The organism is Novosphingobium endophyticum (assembly GCF_014640675.1).
GTDB classification, from domain to species: domain Bacteria; phylum Pseudomonadota; class Alphaproteobacteria; order Sphingomonadales; family Sphingomonadaceae; genus Novosphingobium; species Novosphingobium endophyticum.
The window spans coordinates 71,280-90,217 of record NZ_BMHK01000017.1 but is presented as its reverse complement, the minus strand read 5'-3'; the positions used below and the strand labels follow the sequence as shown (position 1 = coordinate 90,217).

Sequence of the window (18,938 nt, the reverse complement as noted above, 5' to 3'; positions counted from 1 at the left end):
GCTGTCCTTGAAGCCCTTGGTCTTTTGTTCGTTGGCGAAGAGTTCGACGTCCGCGCGCAGCGTGCCTTGATTGCCTTTCAGGGCCAGCACATAGTCGGCTTTCTTGTCGATGATCTGGCGGGCGATCTCGCGCTGGCAGCCTATGGCGTCGATGGTGACAATGGCCCCCTCGATCGCGAGCATATCGAGGAGCCTGGGAATGGCGACGATTTCATTCGACTTCTCGGCCACCTTCACTTGCCCGAGCACCAGGCGCTGACGGGCGGCGAAGGCGGAAACCATATGGATCGGGTTGGCGCCCTTCTTCTGATAGGAGCGTCGGCTGGTCTTGCCGTCGATGGCGATCACATCGGCCGGCGCCCCGGTCAGCGCCGCCACCCAGCTGACGAAGCAAATCTGGAACTGCTCGGCGTCCAGGGCCGCGAACACCTCGCCCAACCGGTCATGATCGGGCGTACCGTTCGCGAAGGGCCGGAAACGCCGCAGAAGATCGAGCTTCTTTTTCCCAAACAGCGCAATCGCGGTGAAGGTCTCTGCACCAGCCAGAACCGCCAGCAACGACAGCAGCAGGATCTCGTCAAGCGGATAGACCACCTTGCTCAGCTGCCTGGGATCCGACAAATCCGCAAAATGGTCCAGAAAGACCACGCTCTCGAGCAGCGCTCCATCTGTCGTGACCCGCGTCGCCATCTCCGAAATCTCCCCATCAAACAATTGGGGACTCACAGATTCAGCACTCTCACCAAATGTCACGCGCTAATTCACCCGATTGCCCTGTCCGGCGCATGCGACGCGATTGCCGCGAAACTGTCATCGTGGCATGCTCTAGGCAGCGATTACGCGGTAGTGAACATTGAACGGCAAAGAACAAGGAACCCATGCTCGAGGCTAGCGAATCGGTCGAAACCACGGAAAGCTGCGACATTTCGGAGCTGGCCACGCTGCCTGTGCGCTATTTCAACCGGGAATTGAGCTGGCTGGCGTTCAACGAGCGCGTTCTGGCGGAGGCCACCAACACCAACTATCCCCTGCTGGAGCGCCTGCGCTTCCTTTCGATCTCGGGCAGCAACCTGGACGAGTTCCTGATGGTGCGCGTCGCCGGCATCGCCGGGCAGGTGCGCCGCCAGATCGAGGAAATCTCGATCGACGGGTCGACGCCCACACAGGCCCTGAGCGCGATTCGCGAGAAGGTCTTCGAACTCGAGGCGGTGCAGCAACAGGCCTGGACCGAGCTCAAGCGCCTGCTCGCCGATGCCGGCGTACGCGTCATCGGCGACGAAAAGCTGAACCGCGAACGCGAAGGCTGGCTGACCGGCTACTTCAACGGTCACATCATGCCCGTCATTACGCCGCAGGCGATCGACCCGGCACATCCCTTCCCCTTCGTCGCCAATCAGGGCATCGGCGTGCTGTTCTCGCTGACCCGCATCGCCGACGAGTCCCCGGTGATGGAGATGGTGCTGATCCCCGCCTCCCTCCCCCGCTTCGTGCGGCTTCCGGGCGAGGACACGGCCTGGATCTCGATCGAGGACCTGATCTGCCGCAATGCCGACCAGATCTTTCCCGGCTTCCGGCTCAACGGCCACGGCGTTTTCCGCGTCCTGCGCGACAGCGACATCGAGATCGAGGAAGATGCGGAGGATCTCGTGCGCTACTATCGCACCGCGATCCAGCGCCGCCGCCGCGGCATCGTCATCGTGCTCCAGCTCCAGGGCAAGGTCGATCCGGCCGCCGAGGACCTGCTGCGCAACCAGCTTGGCCTCGACCGCGCGCTGATCATGAAGACCGAGGGGCTGATCGGCTTCTCCGGCCTTGCCGCGATCTGCGAGGAGGACCGTCCCGAACTCAAGTTCGAGCCCTATTCCCCGCGCTACCCCGAACGCATTCTCGAGCACGACGGCGACATCTTCGCCGCCATCCGCGAGAAGGACATCGTCATCCAGCACCCCTACGAGAGCTTCGAGGTGGTGATCGATTTCCTGCGCCAGGCCGCGCAGGATCCGGACGTCGTCGCAATCAAGCAAACGCTTTACCGCGCGGGCAAGCAGTCGGCGATCATCGCCGCGCTGATCGCGGCGGCCGAAGAGGGCAAGTCGGTGACCGCCGTGGTCGAGCTGAAGGCCCGCTTCGACGAAGAGCAGAACCTGCTCTGGGCCAGCCAGCTCGAACGGGCCGGCGTCCAGGTGATCTACGGCTTCGTCGACTGGAAGACCCACGCCAAGGTCTCCATGGTCGTGCGCCGCGAAGGCGACGGACACCGCACCTACTGCCACTTCGGCACCGGCAACTATCACCCGGTCACCGCCCGCATCTACACCGACCTGTCCTACTTCACCGCCGATCCGGCGGCGGGGCGCGATGCGGTGCGGCTGTTCAACTTCATCACCGGCTATGTCGAGCCCAATCGCACCGAGCTGCTGGCGATCTCGCCGATCTCGCTGCGCAGCCGCCTCTACGAGTGCATCGACGCCGAAATCGCCAATGCCGCCGCGAACAAGCCGGCCGCGATCTGGGCCAAGATGAACTCGCTGACCGATCCCGAACTGATCGACCGCCTCTATGAGGCCAGCCGGGCCGGCGTCGAGATCATGCTGGTGGTGCGCGGCATCTGCTGCCTTCGGCCCGGCATTTCCGGGCTTTCCGAAAACATCACCGTCAAGTCGGTGATCGGCCGCTTCCTCGAACATGTGCGTATCTGGGCTTTTGCGAATGGCGCCGATCTGCCCAACCGGCACGCCCATGTCTTCATCACCTCGGCCGACGCGATGAGCCGCAATCTCGACCGGCGCGTCGAGGTCATGGTGCCGATGCGCAACAAGACGGTCCACGATCAGGTGCTCGACCAGGTCATGCTCGCGAACCTGCTCGATACCGAGCAGAGCTGGATTCTCGAACCCGACGGGCATTACGAACGCATCGGCGAGCAGGAGAATCCGTTCAACCTGCACCGCTACTTCATGACCAACCCTTCGCTTTCAGGGCGCGGTGCGTCACTTGCCAGTGGACGAAAAGTGCCAAAGCTCTCGCTTAGGCGCGGCAATATCTGACATAGGGGACCTCGAAACCCCGGGGCCATGCGATTCGTCCAGTCAGAATGAACGCCATCACCCATTCGAGCGAAAAGCGCGCCATCATCGACATTGGTTCGAACACGGTGCGGCTGGTGGTCTATAATGGACCGCCGCGTGCGCCCGTCGTGATCCTGAACGAGAAGGTCAATGCGCGCCTGGGCAAGGACCTGGACAAGACCGGCGCCATATCCGAAAAGTCGATGCGCGCGGCGCTCTCGTCGCTGGCACGTTTTGCCGAATTGCTGCGGCTGATGCAGGTCGACAAGGTCGAGTGCGTCGCCACCGCCGCCGCACGCGATGCTTCCAACGGACCTGAATTTCTCGAGGAGGTGCGCGGCTTCGGCCTCTCGCCGCGGCTGCTTTCCGGCGAGGAGGAGGCCCGCGCCAGCGCGACCGGCATTATCGCCGCCTTTCCGGGAGCGAAGGGCATCGCCGCCGACCTGGGTGGCGGCAGTCTCGAGCTTGTCGAGATCGACGGCGAGGTTCGGTCCAACGGAATCACCCTGCCCTTCGGCACGCTGCGCCTGCCCGAACTGCGCGCGGATGGGCCGGACGCGTTTGCCGCGATCGTGCGCGACGCCCTTTCCAAGCGAAAATGGAACCGGGGCAAGGGACTGCCGCTCTACATCGTCGGCGGCTCGTGGCGCGCGCTGGCGCTCCAGGCGATGGCTGCGATCGACTGGCCGCTCGACGATCCGCACGACTTCGAGATTTCCGCCGAGGAGGCCTTGCAACTCTGCCGCATCTTCGAAAAGGGCAAGCTGCGCAAGGCGGATCCGCGCATCACAACGGCCCGCATGGCGACGCTTCCCGATGCTGCCGCGCTGCTGGTGCAGATCGTCGAACAGATCGCTCCCTCGCGGCTGATCTTCTCCTCGTGGGGCCTGCGCGAAGGGCTGCTGTATCAGCAATTGCCCGAAAGCGTGAAGGCGGAGGACCCGATGCTGGCCAGCGTCAGCGCCTTCGCCCGCGCCACCTTCGTCCCGGTCGAAACCGCGGCCGCGGTAGCCGCGTGGACCGCGCCGGTCTGCGAAGATGCGCCGCGCGACGGCAACCTGCGCCACGCCTCCACGCTTCTCGCCCTCGCCGCCATGCGCACCGAGCCCAACATGCGCACCGACGAAGCCATGACCTGGGCGCTGCGCAAGCGCTGGATCGGCCTCGACAAGCGCGGGCGCGGCATGATGGCGATGACGGTCTTCGCCAATTCCGGGCTGACCGATGTTCCCGCGCAGTTCGGCAGGCTCGCCGATCAGGACGACCTCGACCGGGCGATCGGCTGGGGTCTCGCCGTGCGCCTGTGCCGGCGCCTGACCGGCGGCATGATGTCCGCGCTGGAGCACAGCACGCTCACGATCGAGGAGGGACGCCTGGTGCTGTCGCTCGATGAAACGATCGGGGCGCTCTACAGCACCGGCGCAGGCAAGGATCTGAAGGTCCTCGCCGACTGGCTGGGGCTTGAACCCGACGTCCGGGTAGCGGATCGGATGCCGGCCGAAGGATAAGCCGTCATCCCGGCTTGCCGCGAAACGACGTTATTCTCAGCCCACCAGCGTCGCGCTTTCGGCGATCGTGCTGATGCCGCGCTTGCCCTCTCGCCGGTCGAGCTGAACCACGATGTCGATCACCGAGGCGGCATATTCCAGCGTTTCGGCCCGCGTAAGGCCGATGCCGGTCTGCATCGACATGAGCGCGATCTGCTCCAGCGCACCGCGCGGGCTGTTGGCGTGGACGGTCGAGAACGAGCCGGGGTGGCCGGTATTGATCGCGCGCAGGAAGCTAACGGTCTCGTTGCCACGCAGCTCGCCCAACACGATCCGGTCGGGGCGCAGGCGCAGCGCCGCCTGAAGCAGGTCATTGGCCGAAACCCTGGCCTCGCCCAGTTCGCCCTTCACCGCGATCAGGCCGACGCCATTGGCGCCGGGCAGGCGCAGTTCGGCGGTGTCTTCGACGAGGACCACGCGCTCGTGCTCGGGGATCTCGGAAAGCATGGCGTTGAGGAACGTCGTCTTGCCGGTCGAGGTGCCGCCGGAAATCAGGATCGTGCGGCGGCGGCGGATCGCATCGCGCAGGAACGCGATGGGCTCGGCCAGCGCATCGGGCGCCGGCTCCTCCACCGGCGGTGCGATAGGGCCGCGATCGTAAGCATCGAGCGGCAATTCCAGCAGCCGGTGACGGCGGATCGCCAGCGCCCAGTTGGCACGCGTCGCCGGCGGGCCGACGAGCTGGATGCGCGCGCCGCTCTGGTTTCCGTAGGCCGGGAGCGTCGCCGAAAGCAGCGGATGTTCTCGGTTGATGCCCTGGTGGCTGATGCGCGCGACCTGCTCCGCCAGACGCTGGAGCAGGCGGTTGTCCATTTCCGGCAGGTGGACGCGCTGCATGCCGGGGTGCGCGGCATCCTCGACCCAGACTTCGCCCGGACGGTTGACGAGGATCTCGGTCACTGTCTCGCGTTCGAGCCAGGGCCGCAGCGGCGCGAGGTAGGCGTCGAGATAGACGCTGCGCGGAAGCTGCGGATCGAGGTCGGGATCAGCCACGGCGCCGCCGCGATCGGGCTGGAGGGGAAGGACTTCGGCCATGACCCGTCACTGGACCTCGCTGAAATCCAGATCCTTGGCGGTGAAGACGCGGATCGGTTCGCCCTGGCGCACGCGGATCGTCGGCCCGACGTTCGAGCCCTGCTGCACCGCCGCAGCCGCCGCCGACTGGCCGCCACCCGAAATGACGACGCCCGCCCCGCCTGTCGCCACGGTCGAAAGACCGCCGACGACCGAGAGCAGCATGGCCGAACCGAAGCGTTCGAAGAAGTGGCTGTTGACCTTGCCCGGCAGGCCCGTTTCGCCCCCGAACGCAATCGCGGGCGAACCGAGGTTCACCGAGACGCCATCGGGACGGATCACGCGGCTCCATATCACGTAGGCGCGCTTCTGGCCCGCCGTCAGACCGCTCTTGTACTGGCCGATCAGCCGTGAGGAGCGCGGGATGAGCACGTGCTTGCCATCGAAGCTGCGCACGTCGGTGGAAACGATGGCGCGGACATAGCCGGGCACGTCGGTATCGATCGCGGTTTCGAGCACGGCCGGGATCAGCGTGCCTTGCGTCACCGTCGTCGCCGGATCGAACGAGCGCGCCGCCGCGGCGGTCGTGCCGGTGCCACCGACGCGCGCGGCGAAATCGTCATTGGCATTGCCGCTGCCCTTGGCCTCCCCCGCCGGGCCGGCGACGGGCGCCGGAACGCCGCCGCTGCTCGCATCGAAAACGACGGTCGGACTGGCGAAGGGATTCGAAGCAGGCGCCGCTGCGGGATTCGCGGCCGGCGGCGCGGCGAGTACCGGTTGCGGCGCCGGGGCGGGCAGAGGCGCGGAAGCGGCGGGCGCGGGCCTCTGCGCGGCCGGCGGCGCTGCTGGAAGCGAAGCTTCGGCGGCATTGTTCGTGGACGCCGGGGCCTGCTCGCCCGCACCGTTGCGCGCCGCGTCCATCGACCAGAGCGTTACGCCGCCCAGCGCGGCGACGATCAAGACACCTGCGGCAAGGCCCAGCCCGTCACCCTTCTTGCGCTGACTGACCTGGGGCAGCACGTTGCGGGTGGCCAGATCTATGACCTGCGCGCCCTCGCCTTCGCGCGGATCCTCGTGCGCGGCGGGGGCGATGCGTTCACGCAGGGTAGAATTGGGCGCCATGTCTCAGTTCCCCTTCGAATTCGCGGCCACGGCCGCTGCGGTGCGGACTTCGTCTCCGCGCAGGTTCTCCAGTTCGGCCGAGGCCTTGCCGGAGCGCAGGATGATCAGCCTGGGCACTTCGCCCAGCACGATCGCCGATCCGCGCACGGCGTAGTTGACCGGGCCTTCCTCCCCCTTCTCGTTCCTGATCAGGATCGCGGGAACCGCCATCTTGTCGGGCCATACGAGGTAGGTCTGCTGGCCATCGTCATAGATGCGCGAGGGTTGCAGCTTGTCCGAGCCCGAACGCTTCCACGCGAAGTTGAGCGCCGCCGGATCCGAAGGGACACCGGCAGGATCGCCCTCGGCCAGCGCGCGCTCCGCCGGCTGGAGGCCATCGAAACCGCCATTGCCGGGCAAGGGCGCCTCCTGCGGCTCATCCTTGTAGGTGAAACGCAGCATGTAGAGCGGCCGGGCCTTGGGCGAGGCGACGAGATCGAAGAAATAGGTGTGGCGGTTGGTCACCACGGTCATGTTGGTCCGCGCGGTGGATTCCAGCGGCTTAACGAACAGCAGGTCGGCGCGTTTGTTGGGCGTGATCTGCCACTTCTGCGAATCGCCGACCGCGACATTCTCGATCGACTCGTTCCTGCCGAAGGCGATGGTCGCCTGCACGCCCGTCTTGCCGTCAATGCGCACGACCTCGCTCTCGCTGAACTCGTGATCGACGAGACGGGGATCCTCGGCCATGGCCGGCGCGGAAACGACCAGCAGAGCGGGGGCCAGCGCAAGCGCTCGGGCCGTGGTGCCAATCATCGAATCTTCTCCTTTGCCGGCGCCCTGCCGGTATCGTTAGAGACGCTGCGAAAGCGGCTGCCGATGCCGCGCGCGCGCGCATCATTGCTGGATCGCAGCGGCTCGATGCCGCCGCCTGTCACCTGGGTTACGACGGTTCGACGGTCGCCCGGACGGATCGAACCGCCCGCACCCCCCGAATGCGGCGCTTCCGCCATGGCCGCCGCGCTGGCCGCCGATACGGCGGGTGTGCGGCTCTGGGCAGGCAAAAGAGGCGAGGCGGCGGGGGCCGCGACGGGAGCCAGAGCATGCCCAGCGTGATTCTCGCCGCGCGGGGCGCTGCCGCTGCCCGATCCTGCCAGACCGAAGACGTTCCAGCCGGACACCAGCGTTCCGGCCACCTTGAGCACCATGCCCATCAGCGCCATGTGCACTGCGGCGACAAGAAACAGCGCCATGGCCGCGCGCCCGTCGATTTCGCCAAGCTGCGCGCCCTGAACCAGCCGGGCGACGATCGGCACCAGCAGTTCGAGCGTGATCCCGCCGCCAAGCACGACGAAGAGCGGCGTCGTGGCGGTCAGCACGACGCCGCGCAGCCAACCGGCGGCGAGGCCGCGCGTACCGCCGAACAGCGCCATGACGACGAAGACCGGCCCGAGCGCGAGCAGTACGGCGAGCGCGATGCGGGCTGTCAGCAGGATGCCGACGGTTCCGAGCAAGAGGATCAGCGCGCCCAGCCACATGACGCTCGACGGGGTGAACATGCCTTGCGCCGCGCCCTGCCCGGCGCCCTCACCGCCGCCCGCGCCGCTGGCGTTCTGCGAAGCCTCGCCGATGGCCTGGAAGACGATGTCGATCCGGTCGCCGAAGATCTGCGTGGCCGAGCCCTTCGCGCCCATCAGAAGCGAGGCGATCCAGTCCGGCCCACCGATCGCGAGGTTCAATACGACGTTCTGGTACGCGATCCAGCTCGTCGCAAAGGTCAGCACGAGGCCCAGCGTCAGCATGCGCGGAGTCAGCGCCGAGATGCCGAGCGTCGAACGGCCGGTAATCAGCGAGAAAGCGAAGAACGCGATGTAGAGCGACAGCAGGATCGTCAGCGCCGGCGCCAGCCCGCCAAGGCGCGCGAAGCCGGAGGAAATCGTCTCCGCCGCCATGCAATCGACCGCGCGCAGCGCCGGCGCGACGCCGGCGGAGGCGAATTCGGCGAGTTGCTGGCAAGTGCTGCTCATGTCACTCGGCCGCCTCGATCCAGGCGTCGCCGTCCTCGGCGTCGCCCGGCCACGGCGTGGCGGTGAGCACCGGGTACCACGCCGCCGGATCCTCGCCATAACGCTCGCGAAGCTGGTCGAGCTTGCGCACGGTGCTTTCGCGGCCGGAAAGGACGGTCAGCACCTCGGGCATGCCCGAAAGGTCGAGACGAACCACCACCGAGGCATCGGACTGACGGATCAGGAAGCAGCGCGAATGCGCCGGCAGGGTGCGGATCACGTCGAGTTCGTGCTGCGTGAGACCGAAGCCTTCGCAGTAGTCCTCGGCGCGCGCGCGGGCGTTGGGCATGAAGATCATCGTCGCGGTCTGCTCGACCAGCGCGGTGGCGATCTTCGAATCGAGAGCGTCGCGCGCCGACTGGGTGGCGAAGCCGACCAGTGCGTTGCGCTTGCGCAGCGTCTTGAGCCAGTCGCGGATGCGCGCGGCGAAAACCTCGTCGTCGAGCGCCTTCCAGCCCTCGTCGATCAGGATCATCGTCGGTTCGCCGTCGAGGCGCTCCTCGATGCGGTGGAACAGGTACATCATGACCGGCGTGCGCAGGCGCGGGCTTTCGAGCAGCGCGGTCATGTCGAAGCCGAGCACGCGGGCCGTAAGGTCGAGGCGGTCGTGCTGGTTGTCGAACAGCCAGCCATGCTCGCCGGAACCGATCCAGGCGTCGAGCCGCGAAGCGAGATCGCCCGGCTGCGGACGGCGCGAACCGGCCAGCAGTTCGCGGAAGTACGACAGGCGGCGCAGGCCCGCATCATTGGCGTAGGCCGCGTCGACCGCGCCGGCGATCGTCGCCAGTTCCTCCGGTCCCTTCGCCTCGAGCAGCACGCCCAGCCAGTCGCGCAGGAAGGCCCGGTTCGCCGCGGTATCGGGCAGCGAAAGCGGGTTGAAACCGGTCGGGTGTCCGGCGGCGACGCGGCTGTAGGTGCCGCCGATGCCGCGCAGGAACACTTCCGCGCCGCGATCCTTGTCGAACAGGATCGTGCGGGGCGCGAACTTCTGCGCCTGCGCGGCAAGGAAGTTCATGACCACCGTCTTGCCCGAACCCGACGGACCGATGACGGTGAAATTACCGAGATCGCCCTGATGGAAGTTGAAGAAGAACGGCGTCGCGCTGGTGGTGGCGAGCAAAGTGACCGCGTCGCCCCAGTGATTTCCGCTCGCCTGCCCCATCGCGAAACCGTGGAGCGAACCGAAACAGGCCATGTTGGCGCTGGAAATCAGCGCGCGGCGAACGATGAATCCCTCGTTTCCGGGCAGTTGCCCCCAGAATGCAGGCTCGAGATTCACTTCCTCGCGCACCGCGACGGCGCCCGCATCGGCCAGCGCGGCGGCGCACATGGCAGTGACCTCGTCGAGCGCGTCGAGCGATTCCGCGCGCACCAGCACCGAAAGATGATGATCGCCGAAGCCGACTGCACCCGTGCCGAGCGAATCGCGCGCGCTCGCCATCTCGCGGCGTTCGGCCATGGCCTCCTCGTCGGCCGAGCGCAGGCGGCGGATGGCAAGATCGATGCGTTCGCGCGCGATCTGGCGGTCACACGGCGCGTAAGTCTCGGTCAGCACCAGCTCGCAGGGCAGGCGCAGCAGCGCATCGGTCAGGCCCGGAGCGGTCGAATCGGGATAGTCCTTGAGGCTGACGATCGAGGCGAAGCCGGGTCGGTCGGCGCCGCGCAGCTCCAGCGCGTCCATGCCGAAGTTGATCCGGCGATAGGGCAGCATGTGGCCGATGTCGGTGCCTTCCACCGGGCGGCGAACGGGGCGCATCTCGCCATTGTAGAGCGCCGAAAGCAGCTCGAGCACTTCCGAGCATTCGCCCCTGGCCGTCTCGTAATCGCCCAGCATCCGCGCGCCGTAGGAGCCTAGCGAGGCGACCATCGCGCTCGCCGCCGCGCGCAGGGAGCGCACATCGGCGGGATCCGCCTCGACCACGTCGCCCCTGCGCTTCATCATGCGCGAGAACTTGTCGGCCCAGCCCGCCTTGCCGCGCGCGGGGCGGCGCACCAAGGTAATGAACTGATCGTTGACGAACAGCGCGCCCGAGCCGGTGCGCGCCCGCCAGCGCGCGTCGATATGCGCGGCGAGCGGATCGTCGAACTGGCCTTCCAGCTCGATCTGCACGCGGCGGCGAATGACGTGGTGGTAGAGCACGAAACGCGCATCGAGCGAGGAGCGCAGCAGCACTTCGCGCGTCGCGACATGGGAATTGAGCTCGTCCGTATCGGCCGTCTCGAAGGCGAGGCCCGGCACCATCAGCGAGAGCATGACCGAACCGTCACGCAGCAGCACGACGTTGTCATCGACCAGCGCCTGGTACGGCAGGCGGTCTCCGACCAGAGCCTCCTTGCTGCCCCAGCCCTTGAGGCCCGGAATCGCGCGTCTGGACTTGTGCCCCATCACTGTACTCCCCACCCCTCAGGGGGCGTAGCTGTTGCAGCCCCAGCGCTGCCAGTTGGCAACGCGCGGGCACTTGCTGACCTTGGCGATCCACAGGTCGAACACCCGGGGTTCGCGCAAGCATGCGAGGTATCCGACCCCGTGGATCGCGAGCGCCGCAGGCAGCGCCCAGAAGCTCTTGGTGATGAGGAAGATTTCCGTCGTCACTGCGGCATTGATGATGAAGAAGCTGTACGTCACGCCGGCGAACATCTGCGGCCGGGTGAGCGCGCGATGGACGGGAAAACGGGCGAGGCTCATCAACCTGCGGCCGACTGGATGCCGGAAACGATCGCCCCCGCGCCGAACAGCACGAAGCAGCCGATGATGACAGTCGCGCCGAAGCGCCAGTTCATCCGCCCGGTCAGCATCATGAAACCGACCGCGGCCACCGCCATGACCGCCACGGCGGTGGCGACATTACCGAGGAGCGTACCCTGCAACCAGCCGAGCGCGGCGACGATCGGGCCGCTGCCGGCCGGATCCTGCGTCGTCACCGCCTGCGCATGCGCCAGCGTGGGCGCGAGCAGCGCCGCCAAAGCTGCGAGAAACCTGGCCGAAGCGTTGAAAGACCCGCCGAAATTGCGGGTGAAAGTGTGGGAATTTCGAATCACCATGCCCTCCGTATGAGGGCCAAGTGCGCCATCCTGATGACAAGTGTGTGACGATCGAATGGCTAAAGAGACAGTCATGTTGCAATCGCCAGTCGCTGTTTCGGGGTCGCTGCAATGGATGGCGCCGGCCCTCCCCGACGTCTCCTGCCATACTGGCGTATAGTATTATAGCGCGTGACCCGAAAGACCAGCGTACGATTGCATCACGATCTCCGGCGAGCCGTGCCCCGGAGAACGTCGCGATTCAGAAGGCGATCAGCGCATGGCCTGCGCGTTTGCCGTCAGCAGGCTGCGCATCGCCGTGCGCGCGGCCCAGCGCGAATCCATCCAGCTGCCGTCCGCCAGCTCGAGCTCATAGCGCTCCGGGCTGTCGATCGCGGCGCGATAGCTCGCCAGAGCCTTCTGGGCCATGCCCTGGCGAGCATAGGCGGCGCCAAGGTTGATCAGCACGGCCGGGTCGTCCGAATCGATGGCAGTGCTGCGTTCCAGCTTCCGCATCGCCTCTTCGTTCATGCCGGCGGCAAGTTCCTCGTACGCGACGTCGATTTCCTCCGGCGCGTGAACTTCAAGCGTCAGCGAGAAGGCGGACTGGCCCATCAGGACGCTCGCCACGAGTAAGGATACTGACATTCAACTCTCCCGTATCATTCATCTGTCGGGATGATCGTCCGCCAAAATATCGTCGCCCTCAAGAAAAATGACCGGACTGTCATAAAACTGCAATTTTGACGTGAATCGGGCATCCGGTCGCGAGTCGCGCACGAGGGCGGCGGAACAGACCGGCAGGCTGTCGCATGTCCGTCACATAACTGAATATTTCTGTCACCGCAGCGCCAACAAACTGTCACCCCGCACCCCTAAACGCCCCGGTTAACGATGGCGGAATCGCCGCCTCGTCCGTCCTGAACAAACGGGGGAAACCAACGTGAAGAAAATCTCTGGCCTGCTGCTTCTGGGTTGCAGCGCACTCGCTCTCGCCGGCTGCGGCGCCGACGATATCTCCTCGCCCGGCGGCAGCGGCATCGTCATCAACAACCCGACGCCGACTCCCGCCCCCACGCCGACCCCGACTTCGGGCACGGTCACCCCGGCAGCCGACTGCCCCTCGATCGCGGCTACGGGCGGCCTGACCAACAGCGGCACGATCTCCGGCCCCGAAGGCACCTGGCGCGTCTGCACGCTGCCGGCGCTCATCGACGCCAGCACCGTGCTGACGAAGGAAGACGGCGTGCTCTACCGCCTCAACGGCCGCGTCGATGTCGGCTGTGACGGCGGCTTCTCGGCCCCGACCGCGGCCGGCTTCACCACCACGACGGCCAGCTGCGGCGGTCGCAACCTGACTTCCGACACCAACGTCACGCTGACGATCGATCCGGGCGTTATCATCTATGGCGAGAACGGCTCGGAGCCGGCCTGGCTGGCCGTGAACCGCGGCAACAAGATCGACGCGCAGGGCACCGCCACCGCGCCGATCATCTTCACCAGCGCCCAGAACGTTCGCGGCACCAACGATGACACGGACCAGGGCCAGTGGGGCGGCGTCGTTCTCCTTGGTCGTGCCCCGGTCACGGACTGCACCGTCGGCTCGCTCGCGACCAACAACTGCGAGCGTGACACCGAGGGTTCGGCCAATCCCGCCCGCTTCGGCGGCAACGATGCCACCTATGACGCCGGCACCATGAAGTACTTCCAGATCCGGTATTCGGGCTTCGTCCTCGGCCTGGGTTCGGAACTCCAGTCGCTGACCACCGGCGGCATCGGCTCGGGCACCACTCTCGACTACTTCCAGAGCGTCAACAGCTCGGACGACGGGGCCGAGTTCTTCGGCGGCGTGGTGAACTTCAAGCACTACATCGCGGTCAACGCGGACGACGACAGCCTCGACGCCGACACCGGCGTGCAGGGCAAGTTCCAGTATGTCCTGCTTCTGCAGCGCGATGCCGACGGCGACTCCTTCATGGAAATCGACAGCAACGGCGCGGAGGGCGATACCCCGCGCACGAACCTGATCGTCGCCAACTTCACCGCCGTCCAGCCGGGCGACAACGCGAACGGCAGCGCCGCCGTCCTGAACCGCGGCAACTCCGACGTCACCTGGGTCAACGGCATCGTCAACGTGCCGAACAACGAGTGTCTGCGCCTGAACGGATCTGGCACGACCGCGCAGCGCACGACCTTCACCGCCCATTCGACGGTGCTGACCTGCAATGCCGCCAAGTTCCTCGGCACCGGCTCCTACACAGCCACCGACGTCCAGACGGCGTTCAACGCGGGCACGAACAACAACGACGCCTTCACCTCGACGCTGACCAACACTTTCGTGAACGGCAGCAACGAGAGCGGAACGCCGGCCTACGCCAACATCCAGACGCTCTCGAGCTTCTTCGACGCCACCGACTACATCGGCGCTGTCAAGGACGCTTCCGACACCTGGTACCGGGGCTGGACCTGCGACAACGCGACCGCCGATTTCGGTTCGGGCCAGCTCTGCACGGCGCTGCCCACCACCTGATCGGCGCCGCCCGGAACATTAGGGAGGGGGCGGCCTGTTGCGGCCGCCCCCTTCATTGCTTTCAAAACCTGTTTTCAGGGGGAATTTAGATGACCAAGCCGCGGCTGATCTCGCTGCTGCTGCTTTCCACTTCGATGCTCGTGCCGTCGCTGGCAAGGGCTCAGGAAAGCGCTCCGACCGCCGACACGATCGCCGAGCCCTCGGCATCTGAGGCACAAACCGAGGAAGAAGCGCCCGACGTCTCGATCCCTGGCGGCGAGATCGTCGTCACCGGCCGGCGCACGATCAACGTCCAGCAAACCGCGCCGCAGGTCGTCTCGGTACTCTCCAGCGCCGAAATCGCCCGCACCGGCGAAGGCGACATCGCCGGCGCGCTCGGCCGCGTGACCGGCCTTTCGGTCGTCGGCAACGGCTACGTCTATGTACGCGGACTGGGCGATCGCTACTCGCTGGCGCTGCTCAACGGCTCGCCGCTGCCCAGCCCCGAACCGCTCAAGCGCGTCGTTCCGCTCGACTTGTTCCCGACCAGCCTCGTCGCCTCGTCGCTGGTGCAGAAGAGCTACTCGGTCAACTTCCCCGGTGAATTCGGCGGCGGCGTGATCAACCTTACGACCAAGGCCATCCCGACCGAGAGCTTCCTGACCATCGGAGGCGGTGTCGAGTGGGACAGCGAGACCACCAACAAGTTCGGCTATACGTATTACGGTAGCAGGACCGACTGGACCGGCTACGACAACGGCAACCGCAACAAGTCGCTCGAGCTCAAGGAATACCTCGGCAGCGGCACCCTGCTCGACGGATCGAGCGATCAGGCCAAGGCCATCGGCAGCACGCTGATCAACAGCCGCAACGGCCTTGTCCAGAGCTGGGATCGCCTGCCGGCCAACTTCTCCGCGAGCCTTTCGGCCGGCACCTACCTCGACATCGGCGAGGCAAGGCTGGGCGTGATCGGCGCGGCCGGTTATTCAAACAAGTGGAAAACCCGCGACATCATCCAACAGCGCGTGGCCGGTCTCGACGCCGACCAGTTCGCGCGCGATTTCCGCAATGTCGTCACCGACAACCAGGTCGTTGCCAACGCGCTGCTCGGCATGGGCCTCGAATGGGGCGAGAACAAGCTGCGCTGGACCAACGTCTATATCCACGACACCGTCAAACGGGCGGGGATTCGGACCGGCCATCAGGACAACAACGACGTCGTCGACTATCTGTATCAGGACACCGGCTGGTACGAACGCCAACTCATCAACTCGCAGCTCGTCGGAGAGTTCAAGATGGGCGGCGACACCGAACTTGACGTGCGCGGCGGATATGCAAACTCGAAGCGCGATGCGCCTTACGAGATCGGTTTCCAGTACGTGCGCACCAACCCCGGCGCCGGCTGCCCGGATGAACTCAATGTCAGCGAAGTCGGGGGCTGCTTTGTCAACCGGCTGGACGGTGGCAGCCAGGGCGATGCCAATGTTACCTTCTCGAACCTGGACGAGGACGTCTGGTCGGCGGGCGCGGACCTTTCCCACCGTTTCGGTCCGGGCTGGACGGGTTCGGTGGGCTACGCCTACCAGCTCAACGACCGGCGCAGTTCGCGCCGCGCCTTCCAGCTTCGCGCGGCCGGGGACACCAACCTCGTTTCGGCCTTCGGCCTGCTGCGCCCCGACGTGCTGTTCCAGCCGGGCACGTTCTACCTCGGCGACGTCGCGGGGGTTAACTACACCGTCCTGACCAACGAGGTCGATTTCGCCGGCGCCGTGTTCGACGCTTCGCTCAACAACCATGCCTGGTACGCCAAGCTGGCCGGACAGCTCACCGATCTGCTCTCGTTCGATATCGGCGTGCGCTGGGAATATGCGCATCAGGTCGCCGAAGTGGTTCCGGTCACCGGCACGACGACCTCGATCCCCGACACCGATCTCAAGAACGAGTACTGGCTGCCCGCGCTGACGCTGACCTACGAGATCGAGCCGGGCATGCAGGTTCGCCTCAATGCTTCCAAGACGATCGCGCGGCCGCAGTTCCGCGAACTGCTGTTCCAGACTTACTTCGATCCGGACAGCAACCGCAGCTATCGCGGCAACCCGCTGCTGCGGGACAGCGAACTGTACAACGCCGAAGGCCGCTTCGAATGGTACTTCGACCGTGACCAGCGCCTGTCGGTCGGCGCGTTCTTCAAGCGCCTGGACAAGCCGATCGAATCCTACGTCACCGACGTCAACCTGTTCGTGACCAGCTACGCCAACGCGCCAAAAGCGGACCTCTATGGCGCCGAGGTGGAGCTGCAGAAGTACTTTGACCTCTTCGCGGACCGCCGCCTGCTGCTGTCCGCGAACTACACCTTCACCAAGTCGGAAATCAAAGTCGGTCCGGGTGACACGACCGACGTCTTCGGTGCCGTGAACTCGCCGGCGAGCGCCTACTTCATTGACGGGTCGCCCCTTACCGGCCAGTCCGAGCATATCGCCAACGTCCAGATCGGCCTCGAACAGCGGGGCGGCCTCTCGCAGCAGACCTTCCTGTTCAACTACGCCAGCAGGCGCGCGGTCAGCCGCGGCCTTGCCAACTCGGGCCAGCCGGACATCTTCGAGCATCCGGGGCTGACCATCGACTTCGTCGTGCGCCAGGGCATAATGCTGGGCGAGGACAAGGAAATCGAGCTCAAGGCCGAAGCGCGCAACATCACCGGGCGCAAGCACGAGGAATACCAGCAGTTCGAAACCGGCCGCATCGAGGTCAACACTTACGACGTGGGCCGCACCTTCTCGCTTTCTGCCTCGGTCAAGTTCTGACGGGTTCCGTCGGCGGGCGGTTCCTTCCACCGACTGCCCGCCGGCGAACATCGGTTCCCACAGGAGGAGCCCTGCCCTCCTTACGGCAACTCCGGCCCGGTCCCGCAAGGCGACCGGGCCTTTTTTTTCTGCATCTTGCCGCAGCCGTCGCGCACGCTTAGAGCATCCCGGTCATCTGGGGAGTAGCCGGCTGCCTTTCGGGCAGCGCCTGTCGTCAACATACTTGGCCGAGAGGCCATGGCGCACAGGAGGACGGGTCACCGTTCGGGCGAGACCAATGGCGCTCGCAGCACCGCTCGGCCGGGCGGGTTGCTGCCGCGCTGTTGTCCTGCCTGCCGCCCGGCCCGGAGAATGCCTTGGAAGCCCTCCTCACATCCACCGCCGTCGTCGCGCTCGCCGAGATCGGCGACAAGACCCAGCTCCTCGCGATCGTGCTGGCGACGCGCTTCAGACGGCCCTGGCCGATCATCGCCGGTATCCTTGTCGCGACCCTTGCGAACCACTTCCTCGCCGCCCTTGCGGGAGAGCAGGCCGCCGCGTTCTTCGACGGGCGCTGGTTCCGCTATCTGGTCGCGGCCAGCTTCATCGCAATGGCGGCCTGGACGCTGCTGCCCGACAAGCTCGACGATGACGGCAATGCAGGCCCGGGGCGCCTCGGGCCATTCCTCGCGACCGCCATTGCCTTCTTCCTCGTGGAAATCGGCGACAAGACCCAGCTCGCGACGATTGCCCTGGGCGCGCAGTACAGAAGCGTCGTTCCGGTCATGCTCGGCACGACGCTGGGCATGATGATCGCCAACGTGCCCGCCGTGTTCCTCGGCCATCGGATCATCAGGGTCGTGCCGCTGGGCCTGATGCGCGCGGTCGCCGCGCTGATGTTCCTCGCGGTCGGACTCTGGCTGCTGGCCGAGACGGCGGGTTGGCCTGGATGAAGCGAGCAGTCTGTGAGTTTACGGCCTAAACCGTGTCGAACACGTATCCCAGCGAGCGCACGGTGCGCAGCGGATTGCCCGCTCCCACGCCTTTTAGCGCGCGGCGCAGGCGGCCGATCCAGACGTCGACCGTGCGCTCATCGACCGGCGGCTCCTGCTTGCCCAGCGCCGCGATCAGCTGGGCGCGGGTGAAGACCCGGCCGGGATGCTCGATGAAATAGCGCAGCAAACGCAGTTCGTTGGGCATGAGCGAGATCGGCTTGCCCTGCCAGCGGGCCTGGAACGCGGCAACGTCGACCGTCAGGTCGCCCTGCGACACCATGCGGATTCCGGCGCTGTCCTGATCGCCGGGGTTCGCTCCGAGCACGCGGTCAAGCAGCGCATTGCGGGTGAGCGGGCCGACCATGTAATCGTCGGCGCCCATGCGCAGCGCGCGTTTGCGGTCCTCGAGGTCGTCCGCTTCGAGGACCATGGTGATATGGGCATGCGCGGTATGCGCGTCAGAACGCAGGCGACGGCAAAGTTCGATCCCCGACATCTCGGGCAGCACCCAATCGATGAATATCCAGAGCGCGCCTTCGATCAGCGGCAAGTCTCCAAAGTCAGTCCAGCGATGCAGCAGCACTTCGAAATCGCCATGCCGGAAGGCTGCCAGCCCTCCGGAAAGCTCGCTAGCCAGCAATATGTCGATACGCCGCATCGCCCCCCGCCTTGATCGGTACGCGCGGATTTCTGCCCTGCCTGTATGACGAACACGTGACATATCGACGACAGGATTGTGAATCCTGCAACTGTCATCGAACTGACCCGCAACCGTCACGGCCGCGCAACGCAAGAATGCGAAAGCAACGTCGGTAACAGCCGGGGGAAGCAGGC

At 65.9% G+C, this 18,938-nt stretch carries 14 protein-coding genes, 1 pseudogene and 1 riboswitch; of the genes and pseudogenes, 5 read left to right on the top strand and 10 right to left on the bottom strand.

From position 1 onward, the window contains the following. Positions 1-648: pseudogene (locus tag IEX32_RS13230) on the bottom strand (ISAs1 family transposase); the annotation flags it as partial. A 230-nt stretch (positions 649-878) separates the two neighbouring features. Here IEX32_RS13230 and IEX32_RS13225 point away from each other — a divergent pair. After that, on the top strand, positions 879-3,047 hold the full coding sequence (locus IEX32_RS13225) for an RNA degradosome polyphosphate kinase (RefSeq protein WP_188772015.1): 2,169 nt from the start codon (positions 879-881) through the stop codon (positions 3,045-3,047). 47 nt (positions 3,048-3,094) lie between these two features. Then, complete coding sequence (locus IEX32_RS13220) at positions 3,095-4,576, top strand: Ppx/GppA family phosphatase (protein ID WP_188772014.1); 1,482 nt, start codon at positions 3,095-3,097, stop codon at positions 4,574-4,576. A gap of 36 nt (positions 4,577-4,612) precedes the next feature. Here IEX32_RS13220 and virB11 read toward each other — a convergent pair whose 3' ends face one another. The 8 genes from virB11 to IEX32_RS13180 all read right to left on the bottom strand — a co-directional run bounded on the left by virB11 (position 4,613) and on the right by IEX32_RS13180 (position 12,465). Then, positions 4,613-5,650, bottom strand: a complete 1,038-nt coding sequence (gene virB11, locus IEX32_RS13215; protein WP_188772013.1) for a P-type DNA transfer ATPase VirB11 — start codon at positions 5,648-5,650, stop codon at positions 4,613-4,615. A 6-nt stretch (positions 5,651-5,656) separates the two neighbouring features. Next, positions 5,657-6,751, bottom strand: coding sequence for a TrbI/VirB10 family protein (locus tag IEX32_RS13210; protein ID WP_188772012.1), 1,095 nt, complete (start codon positions 6,749-6,751; stop codon positions 5,657-5,659). A 3-nt stretch (positions 6,752-6,754) separates the two neighbouring features. Next, positions 6,755-7,546: a TrbG/VirB9 family P-type conjugative transfer protein gene (locus IEX32_RS13205; RefSeq protein WP_188772011.1), complete on the bottom strand. Its 792-nt coding sequence runs from the start codon at positions 7,544-7,546 to the stop codon at positions 6,755-6,757. Continuing rightward, a complete protein-coding gene (locus IEX32_RS13200) occupies positions 7,543-8,757 on the bottom strand; it encodes a TrbL/VirB6 family protein (protein WP_188772010.1) in 1,215 nt (404 codons plus the stop codon). Before IEX32_RS13200 ends, IEX32_RS13205 begins: the two co-directional genes overlap by 4 nt. 1 nt (position 8,758) lies before the next feature. Further along, positions 8,759-11,182 carry a VirB4 family type IV secretion/conjugal transfer ATPase gene (locus IEX32_RS13195; protein WP_188772009.1) on the bottom strand — a complete coding sequence of 808 codons (2,424 nt, stop codon included), beginning with the start codon at positions 11,180-11,182 and terminating at the stop codon, positions 8,759-8,761. 18 nt (positions 11,183-11,200) lie between these two features. Continuing rightward, positions 11,201-11,482, bottom strand: a complete 282-nt coding sequence (locus IEX32_RS13190; protein WP_188772008.1) for a VirB3 family type IV secretion system protein — start codon at positions 11,480-11,482, stop codon at positions 11,201-11,203. Beyond that, positions 11,482-11,838, bottom strand: coding sequence for a TrbC/VirB2 family protein (locus IEX32_RS13185; RefSeq protein WP_188772007.1), 357 nt, complete (start codon positions 11,836-11,838; stop codon positions 11,482-11,484). The genes IEX32_RS13190 and IEX32_RS13185 overlap by 1 nt, the downstream gene beginning before the upstream one ends. Before the next feature lie 252 nt (positions 11,839-12,090). Continuing rightward, positions 12,091-12,465: a tetratricopeptide repeat protein gene (locus tag IEX32_RS13180; RefSeq protein WP_188772006.1), complete on the bottom strand. Its 375-nt coding sequence runs from the start codon at positions 12,463-12,465 to the stop codon at positions 12,091-12,093. Positions 12,466-12,760: 295 nt separating this feature from the next. Between IEX32_RS13180 and IEX32_RS13175 the strand changes: the two genes are divergently transcribed. From IEX32_RS13175 to IEX32_RS13165, 3 genes are all read left to right on the top strand, one after another. Then, positions 12,761-14,347: a beta-helix domain-containing protein gene (locus IEX32_RS13175; protein WP_188772005.1), complete on the top strand. Its 1,587-nt coding sequence runs from the start codon at positions 12,761-12,763 to the stop codon at positions 14,345-14,347. A gap of 89 nt (positions 14,348-14,436) precedes the next feature. After that, positions 14,437-17,130, top strand: coding sequence for a TonB-dependent receptor domain-containing protein (locus IEX32_RS13170; protein ID WP_188772004.1), 2,694 nt, complete (start codon positions 14,437-14,439; stop codon positions 17,128-17,130). 164 nt (positions 17,131-17,294) lie between these two features. Next, a riboswitch (yybP-ykoY riboswitch) is annotated at positions 17,295-17,476 on the top strand. Between the two features lie 10 nt (positions 17,477-17,486). Next, entirely contained in the window at positions 17,487-18,062 is a 576-nt protein-coding gene (locus IEX32_RS13165; protein ID WP_188772003.1) for a TMEM165/GDT1 family protein, read from the top strand. Between the two features lie 25 nt (positions 18,063-18,087). On the opposite strand, the gene IEX32_RS13160 is transcribed toward IEX32_RS13165, so the two are convergent. Continuing rightward, the gene (locus IEX32_RS13160; RefSeq protein ID WP_188772002.1) at positions 18,088-18,762 is read right to left on the bottom strand and encodes a response regulator transcription factor; all 675 of its coding nucleotides are present in this window, start codon (positions 18,760-18,762) and stop codon (positions 18,088-18,090) included. Between the last annotated feature and the right edge of the window lie 176 nt (positions 18,763-18,938).